Below are 18,353 nucleotides of genomic sequence, written 5' to 3' on the forward strand. Positions count from 1 at the left end.
GTGCTGTCCGCCGCGGCCGGGCCGTGGCGTACCGGCCGCCGGGCCCGGCCCGCCGTCCCGTACGAGTGCTACTTGAGCGCCAGCCAGGCGACGGCCGCGACGACGATCACGGCGACGACGACACCGATGATCAGGCCGACCCGCGGACCGGCGGCCGCCTGCGGCTGCTGCCTCGCCTGAGGGGCGGCCTCGTCGACGAACGCGCGGAACATCTGGGTGCTGCCGGCGGGGTCGTGGTTGCCCTGGGGGCCCTGGGTGTTAGCCATGGGCCGAGACCCTAGCGAAGACGCGGGGCCCTGCCCAAGTGGGGGGCCTGTTTGTGCTGTTGGCCCGGTGGTGCCGCGCGCCCCGGACAGCGCCCCGGCGACCGCTTCCGCCGCCTTCGGGCCAGGGAACACGCGTTCCCGCCCGTCACCTGCGTGTTTACGTTCGCAATACTTGCCTTTGCCAAGTTTTTGCGCCACCGGCCCCGGATTTGTTTGCCTTCAGCAACCAACCGAACTTATGGTTGCCCCAAGCAACGATTACGGGAGGTGTGATGGCCGAGCGCGCGCAGTACGAAGAGCTGGCGCGTCAGCTCAGCGCCATCGGCGCCGTGAAACGGGACATGGGGCGGATCCTGCCGCCCGACTGCCCGGCCGGATCCGCCGCCGTGCTGACGCTGCTCGGCCGGCACGGCGACATGCGCATGAGCAAGCTCGCCGAGCTGCTCGCCGTGGACCTGTCGGTGACCAGCCGGCATGTCGCGCACGTCGCCGCGCGCGGCTGGATCGACCGGCTGCCGGACCCCGCGGACAAGCGCTCGCGCATCCTGCGCCTGACGCCCGCCGGGAACGACCGGCTCGACGACCTGTCCCGGCGCACCACGCACCTGCTGGCGGAGCGGCTGAGCGACTGGACCGACGACGAGGTCGGCCAGCTCATCCGGCTGATGACCAGGCTCCGCGACAGCTTCGGCGACTGCCGGTCCACGCCGGTCCGGATCCCCGGGCCCGTGATCGAAGAGACCACCCGTACACCCGCAAGCACGTAGTAAAGGAAGCCCATGGCAACGACCACACCAGCCGGTGTGCGGGCTCACGCCAAGCACGGGGCGGCTCCCCGGACGGCGCTCCGATGACGCACCGGCAGATCATGGAGGCGCTCTCCGGGCTGCTGCTCGGCATGTTCGTGGCGATCCTGTCGTCCACGATCGTCTCCAACGCCCTGCCGAAGATCATCGGTGACCTCGGTGGCGGCCAGTCCGCCTACACCTGGGTGGTCACCGCCGCCCTGCTGTCGATGACCGCCTCGACCCCCCTGTGGGGCAAGCTGGCGGACCTGTACAGCAAGAAGGCGCTCGTCCAGATAGCCCTGATCATCTACGTCGTGGCGTCGATGGCAGCCGGTCTGTCGCAGAACCCCGGCATGCTGATCGTCTGCCGCGTGGTCCAGGGCGTCGGCGTCGGCGGTCTGTCCGCCCTGGCGCAGATCGTCATGGCCGCGATGATCTCCCCGCGCGAGCGTGGCCGCTACTCCGGTTACCTCGGCGCCACCTTCGCCGTCGCCACCGTCGGCGGTCCGCTGCTCGGCGGTGTCATCACCGACACCTCGTGGCTGGGCTGGCGCTGGTGCTTCTACGTCGGCGTGCCCTTCGCGATCCTCGCCCTGGTCGTCCTCCAGAAGACCCTGCACCTGCCCGTCGTCAAGCGGGACGTGAAGGTCGACTGGGCCGGCGCGACCATGATCGCCGCGGCCGTCTCGCTGCTGCTGATCTGGGTCACCTTCGCCGGTGACAAGTACGACTGGCTGTCCTGGCAGAGCGCCGTCATGGTCGGCGGATCGATCGTCCTCGGCCTGCTGTTCGTGCTGATCGAGTCCCGGGCCGCCGAGCCGATCATCCCGCTGCGGCTGTTCCGCAACCGCACGATCACGCTGGCGTCGCTCGCCTCGCTCTTCGTCGGTGTCGCGATGTTCACCGGCACGGTCTTCTTCAGCCAGTACTTCCAGCTGGCCCGGGGCAAGACCCCGACCATGTCCGGTGTGCTGACCATCCCGATGATCGGCGGCCTGTTCGTCTCCTCCACCGTCTCCGGGCAGTTCATCACCCGCACCGGGCGCTGGAAGGCGTGGCTGGTCAGCGGTGGCGTGCTGGTGACGGCGGGCCTCGGCCTGCTGGGCACCATCCGGTACGACACGGACTACTGGAAGATGGCCATTTTCATGGCCCTGCTGGGTCTCGGCATCGGCATGATGATGCAGAACCTGGTGCTGTGCACGCAGAACCAGGTCGACCCGAGCGACCTCGGCTCGGCCAGCTCCACCGTCACCTTCTTCCGCTCGCTGGGCGGCGCGGTGGGCGTCTCCGCGCTCGGCGCGGTCCTGGCCCACCGGATCACCGACTACGTCAAGGACGGCCTGGCCGGACTCGACCCGAAGTACCAGGCCGCCATGGGCGGCTCGTCCACCGGCACCATCCCGGACGTCGCCAAGCTCCCGGCGCCGCTGCGCACGGTCATCGAGAGCGCCTACGGGCACGGCATCGCCGACATCTTCCTGATCGCCGGCTGCATGGCCGCCATCGCCTTCCTGATCACGCTGTTCATCAAGGAGGTCCCGCTGCGCACCCGGGGCGGTCTCGCGCAGTCCGCCGAGGGCGAGCCGGCCCCGGTCGACCCGGTGGCGGCCCCGGCCGTCGCCGAGGCCCAGGAGCAGGCCCCCCTCGCGGCCGCCGACCAGTTCGCGGCCCCGGCCGAGGACAAGGTGCCCAGCTGGGCCACGGCCGCCGCCACCACGGAGACCGGCCCCGAGGGCACCCAGCGGCTGGCCGCCGTCGCCACGGCGGCCCCGCGGGAGCCGGCCGCCGCCCCCGCGGGCGGCGGGGTCCCCGTGCACGGCTTCGTCCGCGGCGCCGAGAGCGCCCCGGTGCCCCGGGCCGCCGTCACGCTGATCTCGCTGACGGGCCGCCAGCTCGGCCGCGCGGTCGCACAGGCCGACGGCGGCTACACGGTGGACACGCCCGGCGCGGGCTCGTACGTCCTGATCGCCTCCGCCGACGGCTTCCAGCCGCAGGCGTCCACGATCGTCGTCCACGACGAGCCGGTGGCGTTCGACATCCTGCTCAGCGGCACCAGCGGACTGAGCGGTGTCGTGCGGGCCGCGGAGACGACCCTCCCGGTCAAGGACGCCATGGTGATCGTCACCGATGTGCGCGGCGATCTGCTGGCCACCGGGTCCACCGGTGAGCAGGGCGAGTTCTCCTTCGCCGAGCTGGTGCCGGGCGTGGTGACCGTCGCGGTGAACGCCGCCGGGTTCCGGCCGCGCGCGCTGCCCGTCGAGGTCGGCGGCGCCGGGGTCACCCGGATCGAGGTCGACCTGGACTCCGGCGCGCAGCTCCAGGGCGTCGTGCGGGCCCCGCACGGTCCGCTCGCGGACGCCCGCGTGACGCTGGTCGACGCGGCGGGCAACGTGGTCGGCACGGCCACCACCGGCGCGGACGGGGCGTACGCCTTCACCGACCTGAACAGCGGCGAGTACACCGTCATCGCGACGGGTTACCCGCCGGTGGCGACGGCGCTCGCGGTCTCGGGCCGCGGTGTCGACGACCACGACATCGAACTCGCCCACCCCGGCGAGTAGTTCAGCCCCCGGCCCGGGGCGGGGCGCGCTCCCAGTGGAGGCGCCCCGCCGCGGGCCGGTCATTTTCCGGACTTTTTTCGCAAGGCTTCTCAGGGAGACAACGGGATGGGACTGACCGCGAGGATCCGCACCCGGGACGGATGGGCCGTGTCGCACGCGGTCGTCACGGTGACCGACATGACCGGGACGCAGGTGCTGCGCGCCGAGGCCGACCACGAGGGCGCGGTGCGGGACACCACCGAGCTGGCGCCGGGGGCGTACACCGTCATCGTCACCGCCGTCGGGTACGCGCCGGCCGCCGCCAGCGCGATCGTCACCGCCAGCGGGCGGGCCGAGGCGGGCACGGTGACGCTGGCCCGCCAGGGCGGCACCGAGCTGCCGCCGCCGGGGCCGTGGACCATCGACCCGGCGCACTCCTCGGTGGCCGCGGTCGCCCAGCACCTGGGCATCTCCAGCGTGCACGGCCGGTTCACCGAGTTCGGCGGCACCATCGAGATCGCCCCCGACGACGTCACCAAGTCCCGGGTGGAGGCGGTCATCCGGGCCTCTTCCATCGACACCGGGAACGGCATGCGCGACGGCCATCTGAAGTCCGCGGACTTCCTGGACGTCGAGCGGTACCCGGAGATCACCTTCCGGAGCACCGCGCTGACCGCCGCCGGTTCGGACCGCTGGACGGTCAGCGGCGAGCTGACCATGCACGGCGTGGTGCGCCCGGTCGACCTCGACCTCGCCTACCTCGGCACCGGCGCCGACCCCTGGGGCGGCACCCGCGCCGCCTTCCGGGCCGTCACCGAACTGCGGCGCGAGGACTTCGCCATGAACTACAACCAGGTCCTCCAGGCGGGCATCGCCGCCATCGGCACCACCCTGAAGGTGGAGCTGGACATCCAGGCCGTGCAGGGCGACTCCCTGCCCGCGGCCTGACGTCCGCCCCGCACCTCACCCCGGCCCCGCCGCCGCCCTCACGTGGCGTTCTTCGTGTCGACGAGGCGGCGGGCCAGGTCGCGCAGCTTGACGTTCTCCCGCTGCGAGGCGCGCACCAGGCTGTCGAACGCCTCGGCCGCGTCGATGTCCAGACGCTCCATCAGGATGCCGGTGGCCTGGCCGATCAGGTCGCGGGTGCGCATCGCCTCGGTGAGCTGCTCGCGCACGGTCGCCGAGTCCAGGGCGAGGCTCACATGAGCGGTGAACAGCCGCCCCACCCGGACCGCCGTGGCGTCGAAGGCGCGTGGCTTGCCGGAGTAGGCGGTGAGCACCGTCAGCCGCCGCTTCTCGGCGCGCAGCCGCAGCGCGAGCGCCGAGCGCAGCCCCGCGGCGGCCAGGGCCGCGCAGCCGTCCTCGGTCTCGCTGTCGGTCACCCGCACCACGGGCGCCTGCCACAGCCCGTCCCAGTAGGGCGGCTGGGCGCCGTCGCCGTCCGGGGCCCCGGCGGCGCGTACGACGTCGTCGCTCCAGGCCACCGTGCGGGGCGGAGCCGCGCGGTCGAGCACCGCGATGCCCGCGTACTCGGCGCCCGGCAGCAGGTGCACGGCGAGCCGGACGGCGGCGCGCATGGTGTTGTGCGGGCTGTCGGTGTCATGAAGCTGCTGAGCGGCCACGGTCAGGGCCTCGGACAGCTCGATGCCCCCCGAAAAACGGGGCAATTCAGAAAAGTCGGACGCAGGCACCACGAACCTCTTCGGCATGCACGGCACCAAGGCCATGCGCAGGAGAGCTCCGCAGCACATTCCCGACTGCGAGCACAGGACGAGCAGAACCTTATCTCGTCCTTCCAGGAGTCTTACGCCTGGTTGACGGTCGGCCCCGGGCCCTGGGAACCGGCGCGTGGGAGTGGTGGAATGGGGTACGACGGGTCAGGAAGCGGCCTGGGTTCCGTCGGCCTGCCGACGAGGGGCCCCCGGCCCGCCGGACGGGCCTTGACCGGACGGATGTCCACCTATCCCCCAGGTGAGTGCCATGACCCACATCCCGAGCCCGTGCCGGGTGCGTGACGTGCCCGGCCGCGGCACGCTGTTCGTCCTGCCGCCCGAGATCGACCTGTCCAACGCCCCCGCCCTGTGCGCCGGTGTCCTCGCGCACGCGGCCGCCCGCCCCGCCCGGCTGCGCCTGCTGGTGCTGGACCTCACCCAGACCGAGTTCATGGACTCCCAGGGCGCCCGGCTGGTCCTCGACGTCCTGCACCGGCTGCCCCCGCACATCCGGCTGCGGGTCGCGGCGGCCCCGTACGGCATCCCCCGCCGCGTCCTGGAGGTCACCGGCGTGCGCCGGGACGTACCGGTGTACGACGACCCGGAGCAGGCGCTGCGGGCCTGAGCGGGCCCTCGGCGGTGCCGGCGCCTAGGCTGCGGGCATGGCACCCAGCATCGCGACCAACACCCGCGTCTCGCGCGAGGAACTCCTCGACTTCGTACGCCCCCGCCACCGCGCCCTGCTGCTGACCCGGCGCGCCGACGGCGGCCCGCAGGCCTCTCCGCTGACCTGCGGGGTGGACGGCGCCGGACGGATCGTCGTCTCCACCTATCCGGAGCGGGCCAAGACCCGCAACGCCAAGCGGGACGCCCGGGTGGCCCTCGTCGTGCTCAGCGACGAGTGGAACGGGCCCTGGGTGCAGATCGACGGCACCGCCGAGGTCGTGGACGCGCCGGACTCGGTCGAGCCGCTCGTGGAGTACTACCGCACCATCGCCGGTGAGCACCCCGACTGGGACGAGTACCGGCAGGCGATGATCGGCCAGGGCAAGTCGCTCATCCGGATCACTCCCGAGCGCTGGGGCCCGGTCGCCACCGGCGGCTTCCCGGCGCGCCTGGCGCCCCGGGAGCCGTAGCGGGCCGGGCGGGGGCGCTCAGCCGCCGCGGGCGACCATCGCCTCGATGCCCGCGACCAGCAGGTCGAGGGCGAAGGCGAAGTCGCGGTCGAGCATCTCCGCGACGGTGTCGCCGCCGCGGGCGTCGCTGATCTCCTTGGACCGCCGCATGACGTCCGCCGCCGTCCGGTGCTCCAGCGCCTCGCGCATCGCCTGCCGGTGGTAGTCGTCCGCGCTCATGTCGCTGTCCGCGAACCGGTTCAGGAACTGGCCCTCGATCGTGCCGTAGCCGTAGACGAACTGGAAGACGGCCGCGATGGCGCCGGCCACCCGGTGCTCGGGCAGTCCGGTGCGGCCGATGACACCCATCACCGCACGCGAGAAGGCCAGGTGGTTCGGGCCGATGTTCAGGTAGCGGCCGTACAGCGGGGACACCCAGGGGTGGCGCACCAGCTGCGCGCGGTACTCGGCGGCGAGCGAGCGCACCTCCTCGCGCCAGTCCGCGCCGGCCTCCGCCTCGGGCAGGCGCAGCTCGGCGAAGGCGGCGTCGAGGGCGAGTTCGAGGAGGTCGTCCTTGGTGTCGACGTACCAGTAGACGGACATCGCGGTGACGTTCAGCTCGGCGGCGAGCCGGCGCATGGAGAACGCGGCCAGCCCGTCGGCGTCCAGCAGCCGCACGGTGGCCGCGGTGATCCGCTCCCGGTCGAGCCCGGACGGCTGCCCGCCGCCGCGCCCGCCCCGGCGCTCCCTGCCCGCCAGCCAGACACTGGTCCGGGCCGCGCCCCTGGCTCCCGCTGCCTTCACCATGGCGCACCTTCCTCAGCCGTCCCGACGCCCGTCATGCTAGATCTCCCTCCGCGGGCGCCTCCCGGCGGAGCCCCGGGGCACCCTTCAGGCCCCTGCCTCCGCCGCCACCTCCGAGTCTGCCCGCTCCGCCCGGCGCAGCAACGCGGCGGCCAGTACGCCGCCGAGCAGCACGGCCGCCGCACCGGCGAGCTGGCTGGTGGACAGCCCGGAGGCGTACGCGTCCAGGATCCGGTCCTTCTCCGCGCCGTCGTGCGCCGCGGCGAGCGCGGCGGGCAGGGAGGTCGCGGCCACCGGGACCAGCGCGGCGAACCGCGAGGTGAGGACCGCGCCCAGTACGGCCACCCCGAGCCCGTTGCCGAACTCGGCCAGCGTGCCGTTCACCCCGGCGCCGACCCCCGCCTTGGCCGGCGGGATCGCGCTCATGATGGCGTGCGCCATGGCCGGACCGGCGAGCGCGGTGCCGGCGCCGATCAGCAGCAGGCCGAGGAGCGTACCGGTGTACCCGTGCTCCGACAGGAGCGCGATCGACACCAGGCCGCCCGAGAGCAGCACCATGCCGAGCAGGATCGACACCGGGGTGCCGAGCTTCACCGTCGCCCTGGCCCCGAGCCCGGAGAAGTTCAGCACCACCACGGTCAGGGCGAGCGGCGCGGTGCGCAGACCGGCCTCCAGCGGGCCGTAGCCCAGCACGAACTGGAGGTGCTGGGTGAGCAGGAACAGCGAGCCGCCCATCCCGAACGCGATCAGCACCGCCCCGGAGACCGCGCCCGTGAACCGCCGGTCGCGGAAGAAGTGCATGTCGAGCATGGGGTACGGGATCCGGCTCTCGTGGCGCGCGAAGACCGCCAGCACCACCACGGCGGCGGCCGCCGTGCCCAGCACCCGCGCCGACGCCCAGCCGTGCGTGGGGCCCGAGATGATGGCGTAGACGAGGGCCGCCATGCCGACCGTGGACAGCAGCGCGCCGAGCAGGTCGGGGCGGTCGGGACGCCCCGGGCTGCTGCCCGGGTCCGGGGAGCCGGGGGCCGCCGCCGGACCGGGGTCCGGCCGGGGGGCTCGGGCCGCCTTGGACTCGGGGACCAGGACGACCGCCGCGACCAGGCCGAGGGCCGCCACCGGCAGGTTGATCAGGAAGATCGCGCCCCACCAGAAGTGGTTGAGCACGAAGCCGCCGATCAGCGGTCCGGTCGCGAAGCCCAGCGCGCTGACCGCGCTCCAGATGCCGATGGCCTTCGGGTGCTCGTCCGGTGTGAAGATCTGCATCACGACGGCGAGCGTGGTGGTCAGCAGCAGCGCGCCGCCGACGCCCATGCCCGCGCGGGCGGCGATCAGCTGCCCGGTGGACTGGGCGAGCCCGGCGACCAGCGAACCGGCACCGAACAGGGCCAGGCCCGCGATCAGCATCTTCTTGCGGCCGTAGCGGTCGGCGGCGCTGCCCGCGGTCAGCAGCAGCCCGGACTGCACGAGCGAGTACGCGTTGATCATCCACTGGATGTCGGAGGTGGCCGCGTGCAGCTCGCGGGTGAGCGAGGGGATCGCGACGTTCAGGACGGTGTTGTCGAGCAGCACGGTGAGCTGCGCGAGACAGATGACGCCCAGGATCAGCCAGCGCTGGGGGTGGCCCTGGGGCTGGGGCAGGCTCGGGGCCCCGGTCCGGTCCGGGGAGGCGGTTGACATGCCATACAGCGTAGAACTGCTCCCATACGGTGTACAACGCATGTACCCCGGGCGCGGCGGGCCGGCAGGGCTGGTGGGCGCGGCGGGCACAGCGAGGGGAGGCGGTGGCCGGTGTGCGGTCGCCGCCTCCCCGGGTGCGTGCGGTGAGGGGTGCTCGGTCGTCCGTCAGCCGGTGCTGTCTGTGGTGCCTGTGGTGCCTGTCTTCTGCGTCAGGTCGTAGAACGTGGCCGATCCCGCCGTGACCTTCTTGAAGGTCTTCTCCACCCAGGAGGTGATCTGGGCGGAGGTGCCGTTGCCGCCCATCCCGCCGCCCATGCCGCCGCCGGAGATGAAGTAGTGGATCCGGCCCTGCGCCACGTACTGCTGGAACTGGGCCAGGGTCGGGGACGGGTCGGTGCCGTTGAAGCCGCCGATCGCCATGACCGGCTTGCCGGTGGCGAGCTGGTAACTGGCCGCGTTCTGCGAGCCGATGGACGCGGCGGCCCAGGTGTAGGCGGACGCGTCCTGCTCCAGCAGCTTCTTCGCGGCGGCGGAGACGTTCGCGCCGTCGAGCAGGCCGCCCATGCCGCCGGGGCCGCCCGCACGGCCGCCTTCGCCGGTCCGGCCGCCGCCGGGGAAGCCGCCTCCGGGGAGGCCGTTGCCGTTCTGGCCACCGGTGCCGTTCTGGCCGTTGGGGGCGGTCCCGCCGTTCTGGCCGCCGCCGGGGAAGCCTCCGGTGCCGCCGCCCGGGAAGCCGTTGCCGTTCTGCTGGTTCCCGCCGGGGAGGCCGCCGCGCATGCCCTCGCCACCGCCGGGGAAGCCGCCCCGGCCGCCGAAGCCCCGCATGCCCGCGCCCGCCGGACCCGCCGTCGGGATGGAACCGGTGTGCGCGGAGTCCACCGTGCTCAGCGTGTACGCCGTCGGACCGGCCAGGCAGGTCACGAAGCCCGCGGCGACCACGGCGACGGCCAGCCGCCGGCCGATCCGGGTCACGAAGACCAGTCCGAGGGCGGTGGCCAGACCGCCGATCAGGACCAGCCAGCGGAGCCACGGCAGGTGGTCGGGGGTGCGGTGCAGCAGGACGTACCCCCACGCGGCGGTCGCCGTGACGGCGGCGGCCAGCGTGAGCGACGCCCAGGTCCTGGACCGCTCCTCCCACAGCACGGTCACGCCCATGCCCACCACGGCCGCGAGGTAGGGCGCGAGGGCGACCGTGTAGTACTGGTGGAAGATGCCCGCCATGTAGCTGAAGACGGCCAGCGTCATCAGCAGCGCGCCGCCCCAGGCGAGGAAGGACGCGCGGGCGAGGTCGGTGCGCCGGGCCCTGCGGGTCACGAGCACCCCGGCCACCAGCAGGATCAGCGCGGCCGGCAGCAGCCAGGAGACCTGGCCGCCGACCTCGGAGTCGAACATCCGGTCCCAGCCCGTCTCACCCCACATGCCGCCCCCGCCGCCGCGCCCGCCCGGACCGCCTCCGCCGCCGACGCTGCCGGTCTCGTCGCCGTTGATCCGGCCGAGGCCGTTGTAGCCGAAGGTCAGCTCCAGGAAGCTGTTGTGCTGCGAGCCGCCGATGTACGGCCGGGAGGAGGCCGGCCACAGCTCGACGATCGCCACCCACCAGCCGCCGGAGACGACCAGCGCCACGGTGGCGAGCGCGAGTTGCCCGAGCCGCTTGCGCAGGGCGACCGGCGCGCAGATCCCGTAGAGCAGGGCCAGCGGCGGCAGGATCAGGAACGCCTGGAGGGTCTTGGCCAGGAAGGCGAAGCCGACCGCCACGCCCGCCCACACCAGCCACTTGGTGCGTCCGTCCTCCAGGGCGCGGACCACGAGGTGCACGGTGAGCGCCATGAGCAGGGCGAGCAGCGCGTCCGGGTTGTTGAAGCGGAACATCAGCGCGGCCACCGGGGTGAGCGCGAGCACCGCGCCCGCGATCAGTCCGGCCGCGGGGCTGAACCGGCGGCGCACCGAGGCGTACACCACGGCGACCGTGAGGACGCCCATGATCACCTCGGGCACGAGGATCGCCCAGGAGCTGAGGCCGAACAGCCGCACCGAGAGCGCCATCGGCCACAGCGCGGCCGGCGGCTTGTCCACGGTGATGGCGTTGCCCGCGTCCAGCGAACCGAAGAAGAACGCCTTCCACGAGGTGCTGCCCGCCTGCACGGCCGCCGAGTAGAAGGAGTTGGCGTAACCGGAGGCGCTCAGGTTCCACAGGTAGAGCAGGGCGGTCGCGAGCAGCAGGGCGAGGAGGGCGGGCCGGGCCCAGCGCGGATCCTCGGGCCGGCCGCGCCACAGGCGGCGCGCGAAGGGCGGCCTCGGATCGGCGCCGTGCGGGGCGGGGGACGCGGAGGGCGGGGTGGCGGAGGGCGGGGTGGCGGAGGGGGCCGGGGGTTCGGCCGTCGCCACGGCGGACGGGGGCGCGGGCGGAGGTACGGACGGGGACAGGGAGGGGGACAGGGAGGGGGATACGGACGGTGACGCGGCCGGGGGTGGGGCCGGGGGTGCGGCCGGGGGCGGGTCCCAGGAGGACGGTCCCGTGCCGGGCTGGCGACCGTTCCGGTCGTGTTCGGTGGTCATCGGGGGTCCTTCTGGTCGATTCCGCGGTCGACTTCGAGGTCGAGGCCGAGGCCGATGCTGTCGGCGGCGCAGTGGTCGTTGTTGTCGGCGGTGCTGTGGTCGTGGCGGGTGCCGTACGGGTGCTGGGGCCGGATCACGGCGGGCCCGGACCGGTACGGGTGCTCGGGCGCCGTCCGCGGTGCCTCCTCGCGCGGTTCCGGGAAGACCCAGGCGCGGAAGAGCAGGAAGCGCAGCACGGTCGCGGCCAGGTTGGCGGCGACCAGGACGGCCAGTTCGGTGGAGTGCGCCGGCTCCCTGGTCGCCATGGCCAGCGCGGCCAGGGAACCGCTGGTCAGCGCGAGACCGATGGCGAAGACCACCAGGCCCTGTGCCTGGTGCCGCACCGCGCCGCCGCGTCCGCGCACCCCGAAGGTCAGCCGCCGGTTGGCCGCGGTGTTGGCGACGGCCGAGACCAGCAGGGCGAGCGCGTTGGCGGTCTGGGAGCCGGCGAACTGCCGGAAGAGGCTGTAGAGCAGCAGATAGAAGAGGGTGGACAGGGCACCGACGACGCAGAACCCGACCAGTTGCCGGGCCAGCCCCCTGGGCACGTCCTGGATGTCCCGGTCGCGCGGGTCGTCACCGAAGGGTCGGGCGAGCCGGTCCAGCGGCAGCGAACCGGTGGCCAGGGCCTTGCCGACCCGCCACACGCCCTTCAGGTCGTCGGTCGCGGTCCGCACGATGCGCACCGTGGAGTCCGGGTCGTCGACCCAGTCGACCGGCACCTCGTGGATGCGCAGCCCGGCCCGTTCGGCGAGCACCAGCATCTCGGTGTCGAAGAACCACCCGGTGTCCTCCACCAGCGGCAGCAGCACCTGGGCGACATCGCGCCGTATCGCCTTGAACCCGCACTGCGCGTCGGAGAAGCGGGCCTGGAGCGAGCCGCGCAGGATCAGGTTGTAGGAGCGGGAGATCAGCTCCCGCTTGGTGCCGCGCACCACCCGTGAGCTGCGGGCGAGCCGGGAGCCGATGGCCAGGTCGGAGTGGCCGGAGATCAGCGGCGCCACCAGGGGCAGCAGCGCGTTCAGGTCGGTGGACAGGTCCACGTCCATATAGGCGAGGACCGGCGCCTCCGAGGCCGACCAGACGGCCCGCAGGGCGCGGCCCCGCCCCTTCTGTTCGAGGCGCGCGCTGCGCACCCCGGCCAGCTCCGCCGCCAGCGCCGCCGCCACCCGCGGGGTGCTGTCGGTGGAGGCGTTGTCGGCGACGGTGATGCGGAACGCGTACGGGAAGGTCCGGGTCAGGTGCTCGTGCAGGCGGAGCACGCACGGCCGGAGGTCCTTCTCCTCGTTGTAGACGGGGATCACCACGTCCAGGACCGGCGTACCGGCGTCCGCGGCCGGGAGGTGCTCCCGTGCCGGGAGTGGACCGGGGGAAGGGTCGGTTCGCATGGGACCGACTCTTCTCAACCCCCCTGTCGCACCGATGTGGTGACACTGTGCTGCGCCTGTGAGTGCGGGCCCGGGGCCGCCTTCCCGCAGGGCGCGGGACGGCCCGGGGCCGCCGGTGGGAGGGCAGAGGGGCCGGTGACCGGGAAGGCAGGGGAGCCTGTGACCGGGAGGGCAGGGGAGCCGGTGACCGGGCGGGCGGGGAGGCCGGTGGCCGGTGCGGCGGTCGTGCCGAGGGCGGGCAGCCGTACCGTGAAGAGGGTCCGCCCCGGCTCGCTGTCCACGCCGACGGTGCCGCCGTGCGCGGCGGCCACGGCCCGCACGATGGCCAGCCCGAGCCCGGTCGAACCGGTGGCGCGGGAGCGGCCCGAGTCGCCGCGCGCGAACCGTTCGAAGACGTGCGGCAGCAGCCCGGCCGGGATGCCCTGTCCGTCGTCCTCGACGTCCAGGCACAGCCACGGCCCGTCCCGTCGCACGCGCGCGGTCACGGTCGTGCCGGGCGCGGTGTGCGTACGGGCGTTGGCCAGCAGGTTGACCAGCACCTGCTGGAGGCGTGCCGGGTCCGCCGACACCGCGGCCGGTTCGTCGGGCAGGTCGAGCCGCCAGGTGTGGCCGGGACCGGCCGCCCGCGCGTCGCTGACGGTGTCCACGACCAGCGGCAGGAGGTCGGTCGGCTCGAACCGCAGCGGGCGGCCCGCGTCCAGCCGGGCGAGCAGCAGCAGATCCTCCACCAGCAGCGTCATCCGGTCGGCCTCGGACTCGATACGGCCCAGCGCGTGCCGGGTGTCCGGGCCGATCCGCTCGCCGCCGCGCCGGGTGAGTTCGGCGTAGCCGCGGATCGAGGCGAGCGGGGTGCGCAGCTCGTGGCTGGCGTCCGCGACGAACTGGCGGACCCGTGTCTCGCTGCGCTGCCGTGCGTGCAGGGCACCGTGGATGTGGTCGAGCATGCGGTTGAGCGCGAGGCCCACCTGTCCGACCTCGGTGCGCGGGTCGGTCTCCGGGGCCGGGACGCGTTCGCTGAGGTTCACCTCGCCCGAGTGGAGGGGGAGTTCGGAGACCCGGGTGGCGGTGGCGGCGACCCGGCGCAGCGGGCGCAGCGCCACGCCGACGATGGCGGCACCGGCGAGCGAGGCGGCGACGAGCCCGGCGACGGTGACGCTGATCTCCACCAGGACGAGGGTCCGTACGGTGTTGTCGACCTCCGTGGTCGGTATGGCCACGTAGAAGCTGCCGTTGGGGCCGGTGGCGTGGACGACGCGGTAGCCGCCCAGACCGGGCAGGTCGACGGTGTGCTTGCCCTGGTCCTGGGCGACGGAGCCGAGCGCGGAACGCTGGTCGGTGGTCAGGGACTTGGCGTCCACCTGCGGGACCCCGGCACCGTCCCGGGTCTTGTCGCCGACCTCGGCCTCGGTGATGGTGCCGTTCTCGGTCCTGGCCACGACGGTGCCGCCGGGCTGCGGCCCCTTGACGAAGTCGCTGAGCCGGATGTCCTTGGGCTCGGGGGCGCCGAGCCGCTGGTCGGGGGCCCACTGCTTGCCGGGCCGGCCCGGCGGCCGGAACACGCCGGAGGCGCGCGCGGCGACCTCGCCGAGCTGCCCGTCGAGCTGTTCGTACAGATGGGAGCGGAGCGCCAGGGCCGTCACGGAGCCGATGACCCCGCAGACCACGGCGATCAGCACGACGGACGCGACGACGAGCCGGGTCCGCAGGGTGCGCGGCTGCCGTCCGCGCCGCCGCCTGATCCGGGGCGGACGCGGGAGCCGGGGGCCCGGTTCCGGTGTCCGCCGGGGCCGCCGGAACCGCTGGGTCTGCTGGGCCTGCTGAGCCTGCTGGGCCTGCTGAGTCCGCTGGGCCTGCTGGGTCCGCTGGGCCTGCTGGGTCCGTTGGGTCCGCCGTGGTCCGCCGTCGGTCACGACACCGCGGGCTTGATCAGGTATCCGGCGCCGCGCCGGGTGTGGATCATCGGCTCGCGGCCCGCGTCGATCTTGCGGCGCAGATAGGAGATGTACAGCTCGACGACGTTGGCCTGGCCGCCGAAGTCGTACGACCAGACGCGGTCCAGGATCTGCGCCTTGCTCAGCACGCGCCGCGGGTTGCGCATGAGGAAGCGCAGCAGCTCGAACTCGGTGGCGGTCAGGTGGATGTTGTCGCCGCCGCGCGAGACCTCGTGGCTGTCCTCGTCGAGGGTGAGGTCGCCGACGACCAGCACGGACTCGGAGCGCCGGTCGGCGGCGCCCGCACGCCGGATCAGTCCGCGCAGCCGCGCGACGACCTCCTCCAGGCTGAACGGCTTGGTCACGTAGTCGTCCCCGCCCGCGGTGAGACCGGCGATCCGGTCCTCGACGGCGTCCTTGGCGGTCAGGAAGAGGACGGGCACGTCGGGCAGGTCGCGGCGCAGCCGGCCCAGCACGGTGAGGCCGTCCATGTCGGGCAGCATCATGTCGAGGACGACGGCGTCGGGCCGGAACTCGCGGGCGCTCTTCAGCGCGCCCACCCCGTCGTCGGCGCTGCGGATCCGCCAGCCCTCGTAGCGCAGGGCCATGGACAGCAGTTCGGTGATCGACTGCTCGTCGTCCACCACGAGCACGCGGACGGGGCTCCCGTCCGCCCTCAGCAGTTCGGTGCGCCCCTGGGGCGAAGTCGTGGTCATGTCGGCCACCTTGGCGGCGCCCTCTGAGAACACGCTTGCACGAATCTGTGTTTTCCCTGAGAAACGCACAGGGACCGCTCAGGGAACACCTGGGAGCCTCACCGCTCCGGCCCCGGCTCCCGGGATCGCTCGTACCGGCCCCCTCGGTGTCACTCCAGGCCGAAGAGCCGTGCCCCGTTGTCGTGGCAGACCGCGCGCAGCCAGTCGGCGCCCAGGCCGAGGCGCTCCAGGGCGTACAGCTGCTCGACGTACGGATAGGGGAGGTTGGGGAAGTCCGTCCCGAGCAGGATCCGGTCGCCGAGGGCGGCCAGCCGGGGCAGGGCGCGGCGCGGGAACGGCGCGAAGCCCTCGCTGAAGTCGGTGAACGCCATGGTCGTGTCCAGCCGCACCCGCGGGTACCGCTCGGCGAGGCCGAGGAAGTCCTCGTACTCCGGCATGCCCATGTGGGCGACGATCAGCGGCAGCCGGGGGTGCCGGGCGAGCACGCGGCCGATCGGCTCGGGCCCGGTGTGCTTGCCGGGCGCGGGTCCCGAGCCGCAGTGGATCACGACGGGCACGCCCGCCTCGGCGAGCAGCCCCCAGGCCGGGTCGAGGAGTTCGTCGGCGGGGTCGTACGCGCCGACCTGGACGTGCGCCTTGAAGACCCGCGCGCCCGCCTCGACGGCCTCCTTCACGTAGGTGTGCGCGCCCTCCTCCGGGAAGAGCGTGGCGGTGTGCAGGCAGTCGGGAGTGCGGCGGGCGAAGCCGACCGCCCAGCCGTTCAGCCACTCGGCCATGCCGGGCTTGTGCGGGTAGAGCATGGCGGTGAAGGCCCGCACCCCGAACTCCCGCAGCCGGGCGACGCGCCGGTCCTCCTCCTCGCGGTACGTGATGGGCCATTCCAGGCCGCCGGTGAGCGGGCCGAGCCCGTCGAAGTAGTCCCAGACCTTGCGCAGCACCCGCTCGGGCATGAAGTGCGTGTGCACGTCGACGAGTCCGGGCAGGCCGAACCGGTCCTGGAACCGCCGCACCTCGGCCGCCTCCTGCGCCACCTCGGGTGCGGTACGGGGGGTGGGCTGGGGGACGGACCGAGGCTGAGGCTGATCGCTCATGCCGCCCACGATCACCCCCGCGCGCGCCGCGCGTCCACCCCCGCGCGCGGGCTCCCTCCCGCGCACCCTCCCATCCGCACCCTCAGAACAGACCGTCCTGGACGCCCCTCGCCCTCCCCTGCTCAGCGTCCCGCACCGGCACCGTGAGCCGGTCGCCCCCGCCCGTGCCACCCTCCGCCGGGCCCAGCGGCCAGCCGGTCATCAGCCGTGTGTCGAGGACGACGGCCCCGCTGCCGTGGGCCAGATGCAGATCCGGTCCGGCGGCGGCGACCAGCGCACCGCTCACCGCACCGCCCGCGACCAGTTCGCTCACCTCCGCGACGGCCTCAGGAACCCTCCCGTCGGCCCTTCCTCCAACCCTCCCGTCAACCCTTCCTTCAACCCTCCCGTCGAGCCCGTACACGCCGACGTGGTCCACCGGCCGGAACGGCTTCCGCTCCAGCGACTCGGGCCAGTCGGCCAGCGCACCCGCCCGTTCGTGCAGCGCGCTGATCTCGGCGGCCCGCGCCGCCGGGTCCGGGTCCAGCGCGGAGCGCACGGCGCGCTTCGCGGCGTAGGGGATCCGGTCGGGGACCCCCAGCGCGGCGCGCAGCAGTTCCTCGGTCCGGCGCGCCGCCATCAGCGGTCCGGCGCCGAGCCAGCTGAAGCAGATCGCGCCCTGTTCGAGCAGCCGCACCGGTCCCCGCTCGACCGCGGTGATCCCGACCTTGGTCAGGCCGGGCCCGAACCACGCCAGATACACGTGGTACGGCCGGGGGTCGTCCGCGACCGTGTCGGCGGCCACGGAGTGGGCCCGGTCCAGCCGCGCGCACTCCTCGCACCGCGCCCCCGTGCTCCGCCCCGGCACGGCGGCTCGCAGCGGGCACGCGTGCCCCCGCGCCCCCACGCAGGTCCGCACTCCCCCCTCGGCGACCTCGAAGGCCACCCGCTTCCCCCACGGCAGCGCGCTCGTGCGCCCGCCCTGCCACGCCAGCACGGGACCGTCGGCCGCCCACCGCAGCCCCGCACACCTCCACACCTGGTCCATCACCCACGAGCGTACGAGCCACCACTGACAACGGCGGTGCCGCGCGACCGTCCCAGCCGCCGGCCCTGGCGCCTCACCGCCTGCCGCCGAACTCCCACCGGTGCACCTCGACCCCGTCGTACGGCTCGTCGCCCAGTACGGCGCGCGCCGCGGCCGCGTCCCGCGCCCGGACCAGCGCCGCCGTGCCCAGCCACGCGGTGCCGTCGTCCGACAGCAGCGGCCCGTACGCGATCAGGTCGTCGCGTACGTCCGGCACGGCGGGCCCGGACGCCGCCCTGCCCCGAGCCGCGCCCGAGCCGGAGCCGACGCCGGGGCGAGGGCCGGGTCCGAGGCCGATCACCAGGTACCGCCGGCCGTCGGCGGCCCCGCCCGGGAAGTCCCACATGGTGCGCCCCAGCAGATTGCGCCACCGCCGCAGCAGCACGTCCCGGTACGCCCCGGCCTGGTAGTTGGGCTCGTCGAAGGCGAACGCGCGGGCGGCGGCGGGACCGGGCAGATCGAGGATGTGCACACTCCCGAGGAGGGTGTCCTCCTCGTCGAAGACCGGCCCGCGGGCGATCATCCGGTCCGCGTACCCGTCCATGTAGGACCAGTGCGCCTCGACCAGCTCCTCGCGCAGCGCGAGGGATCCCGGCCGGTCCCGGTGGTAGCAGAAGTACTCCATGTCCGCGCTCACTCCTGGTGCTGTGCCGTCTGG

General features: G+C 73.7%; 16 protein-coding genes. 5 read left to right on the plus strand and 11 right to left on the minus strand.

Annotated features, from left to right (window positions below):
* Window positions 1-68 precede the first annotated feature (68 nt).
* A complete protein-coding gene (locus A8713_RS15120; RefSeq protein WP_064533972.1) occupies window positions 69-266 on the minus strand; it encodes a hypothetical protein in 198 nt (65 codons plus the stop codon).
* 272 nt (window positions 267-538) lie between these two features.
* On the opposite strand from A8713_RS15120, the gene A8713_RS15125 reads away from it, so the two are divergent.
* The 3 genes from A8713_RS15125 to A8713_RS15135 all read left to right on the plus strand — a co-directional run bounded on the left by A8713_RS15125 (window position 539) and on the right by A8713_RS15135 (window position 4,545).
* Window positions 539-1,033, plus strand: coding sequence for a MarR family winged helix-turn-helix transcriptional regulator (locus A8713_RS15125; protein WP_018566331.1), 495 nt, complete (start codon window positions 539-541; stop codon window positions 1,031-1,033).
* A gap of 83 nt (window positions 1,034-1,116) precedes the next feature.
* A complete protein-coding gene (locus A8713_RS15130; RefSeq protein ID WP_064533973.1) occupies window positions 1,117-3,618 on the plus strand; it encodes an MFS transporter in 2,502 nt (833 codons plus the stop codon).
* Between the two features lie 105 nt (window positions 3,619-3,723).
* The gene (locus A8713_RS15135; protein ID WP_064533974.1) at window positions 3,724-4,545 is read left to right on the plus strand and encodes a YceI family protein; all 822 of its coding nucleotides are present in this window, start codon (window positions 3,724-3,726) and stop codon (window positions 4,543-4,545) included.
* 38 nt (window positions 4,546-4,583) lie between these two features.
* On the opposite strand, the gene A8713_RS15140 is transcribed toward A8713_RS15135, so the two are convergent.
* On the minus strand, window positions 4,584-5,306 hold the full coding sequence (locus tag A8713_RS15140; protein WP_051115809.1) for a GAF and ANTAR domain-containing protein: 723 nt from the start codon (window positions 5,304-5,306) through the stop codon (window positions 4,584-4,586).
* Between the two features lie 271 nt (window positions 5,307-5,577).
* On the opposite strand from A8713_RS15140, the gene A8713_RS15145 reads away from it, so the two are divergent.
* Both A8713_RS15145 and A8713_RS15150 read left to right on the plus strand, forming a co-directional pair.
* The gene (locus tag A8713_RS15145) at window positions 5,578-5,934 is read left to right on the plus strand and encodes an STAS domain-containing protein (protein ID WP_064533975.1); all 357 of its coding nucleotides are present in this window, start codon (window positions 5,578-5,580) and stop codon (window positions 5,932-5,934) included.
* A gap of 37 nt (window positions 5,935-5,971) precedes the next feature.
* On the plus strand, window positions 5,972-6,445 hold the full coding sequence (locus A8713_RS15150; protein ID WP_064533976.1) for a PPOX class F420-dependent oxidoreductase: 474 nt from the start codon (window positions 5,972-5,974) through the stop codon (window positions 6,443-6,445).
* Between the two features lie 18 nt (window positions 6,446-6,463).
* On the opposite strand, the gene A8713_RS15155 is transcribed toward A8713_RS15150, so the two are convergent.
* The 9 genes from A8713_RS15155 to A8713_RS15195 form a co-directional block, all read right to left on the minus strand.
* Window positions 6,464-7,231 (minus strand): TetR/AcrR family transcriptional regulator, encoded by a 768-nt coding sequence (locus tag A8713_RS15155; protein WP_064533977.1) that lies wholly within the window; start codon window positions 7,229-7,231, stop codon window positions 6,464-6,466.
* Between the two features lie 84 nt (window positions 7,232-7,315).
* Window positions 7,316-8,908: an MFS transporter gene (locus A8713_RS15160; protein WP_064533978.1), complete on the minus strand. Its 1,593-nt coding sequence runs from the start codon at window positions 8,906-8,908 to the stop codon at window positions 7,316-7,318.
* 165 nt (window positions 8,909-9,073) lie between these two features.
* Window positions 9,074-11,464, minus strand: coding sequence for a glycosyltransferase family 39 protein (locus tag A8713_RS15165; RefSeq protein ID WP_064533979.1), 2,391 nt, complete (start codon window positions 11,462-11,464; stop codon window positions 9,074-9,076).
* Window positions 11,461-12,891, minus strand: a complete 1,431-nt coding sequence (locus A8713_RS15170) for a bifunctional glycosyltransferase family 2/GtrA family protein (protein WP_237305377.1) — start codon at window positions 12,889-12,891, stop codon at window positions 11,461-11,463. The genes A8713_RS15165 and A8713_RS15170 overlap by 4 nt, the downstream gene beginning before the upstream one ends.
* 14 nt (window positions 12,892-12,905) lie before the next feature.
* Complete coding sequence (locus A8713_RS15175; protein WP_443069721.1) at window positions 12,906-14,801, minus strand: sensor histidine kinase; 1,896 nt, start codon at window positions 14,799-14,801, stop codon at window positions 12,906-12,908.
* The gene (locus tag A8713_RS15180; RefSeq protein WP_173860850.1) at window positions 14,798-15,538 is read right to left on the minus strand and encodes a response regulator transcription factor; all 741 of its coding nucleotides are present in this window, start codon (window positions 15,536-15,538) and stop codon (window positions 14,798-14,800) included. Before A8713_RS15180 ends, A8713_RS15175 begins: the two co-directional genes overlap by 4 nt.
* A 149-nt stretch (window positions 15,539-15,687) precedes the next feature.
* Window positions 15,688-16,629, minus strand: a complete 942-nt coding sequence (locus tag A8713_RS15185) for an amidohydrolase family protein (protein ID WP_237305378.1) — start codon at window positions 16,627-16,629, stop codon at window positions 15,688-15,690.
* A gap of 82 nt (window positions 16,630-16,711) precedes the next feature.
* Window positions 16,712-17,656, minus strand: a complete 945-nt coding sequence (locus A8713_RS15190; RefSeq protein ID WP_064533982.1) for a DUF2797 domain-containing protein — start codon at window positions 17,654-17,656, stop codon at window positions 16,712-16,714.
* 73 nt (window positions 17,657-17,729) lie between these two features.
* A complete protein-coding gene (locus tag A8713_RS15195; protein WP_064533983.1) occupies window positions 17,730-18,320 on the minus strand; it encodes a YciI family protein in 591 nt (196 codons plus the stop codon).
* Window positions 18,321-18,353: the final 33 nt, after the last annotated feature.

Origin of the sequence: Streptomyces sp. SAT1, assembly GCF_001654495.1 — a bacterium.
GTDB lineage: Bacteria > Actinomycetota > Actinomycetes > Streptomycetales > Streptomycetaceae > Streptomyces > Streptomyces andamanensis.

Bases quoted from the DNA above. Each gene is read 5' to 3' on its own strand.
- A8713_RS15185 (WP_237305378.1), bottom strand. From the start codon at position 16,629: ATGAGCGATCAGCCTCAGCCTCGGTCCGTCCCCCAGCCCACCCCCCGT.
- A8713_RS15125 (WP_018566331.1), top strand. From the start codon at position 539: ATGGCCGAGCGCGCGCAGTACGAAGAGCTGGCGCGTCAGCTCAGCGCC.
- A8713_RS15130 (WP_064533973.1), top strand. From the start codon at position 1,117: ATGACGCACCGGCAGATCATGGAGGCGCTCTCCGGGCTGCTGCTCGGC.
- A8713_RS15190 (WP_064533982.1), bottom strand. From the start codon at position 17,656: ATGGACCAGGTGTGGAGGTGTGCGGGGCTGCGGTGGGCGGCCGACGGT.
- A8713_RS15150 (WP_064533976.1), top strand. From the start codon at position 5,972: ATGGCACCCAGCATCGCGACCAACACCCGCGTCTCGCGCGAGGAACTC.
- A8713_RS15180 (WP_173860850.1), bottom strand. From the start codon at position 15,538: ATGACCACGACTTCGCCCCAGGGGCGCACCGAACTGCTGAGGGCGGAC.
- A8713_RS15155 (WP_064533977.1), bottom strand. From the start codon at position 7,231: ATGGTGAAGGCAGCGGGAGCCAGGGGCGCGGCCCGGACCAGTGTCTGG.
- A8713_RS15120 (WP_064533972.1), bottom strand. From the start codon at position 266: ATGGCTAACACCCAGGGCCCCCAGGGCAACCACGACCCCGCCGGCAGC.
- A8713_RS15140 (WP_051115809.1), bottom strand. From the start codon at position 5,306: ATGCCGAAGAGGTTCGTGGTGCCTGCGTCCGACTTTTCTGAATTGCCC.
- A8713_RS15145 (WP_064533975.1), top strand. From the start codon at position 5,578: ATGACCCACATCCCGAGCCCGTGCCGGGTGCGTGACGTGCCCGGCCGC.
- A8713_RS15160 (WP_064533978.1), bottom strand. From the start codon at position 8,908: ATGTCAACCGCCTCCCCGGACCGGACCGGGGCCCCGAGCCTGCCCCAG.
- A8713_RS15165 (WP_064533979.1), bottom strand. From the start codon at position 11,464: ATGACCACCGAACACGACCGGAACGGTCGCCAGCCCGGCACGGGACCG.
- A8713_RS15135 (WP_064533974.1), top strand. From the start codon at position 3,724: ATGGGACTGACCGCGAGGATCCGCACCCGGGACGGATGGGCCGTGTCG.
- A8713_RS15195 (WP_064533983.1), bottom strand. From the start codon at position 18,320: ATGGAGTACTTCTGCTACCACCGGGACCGGCCGGGATCCCTCGCGCTG.
- A8713_RS15170 (WP_237305377.1), bottom strand. From the start codon at position 12,891: ATGCGAACCGACCCTTCCCCCGGTCCACTCCCGGCACGGGAGCACCTC.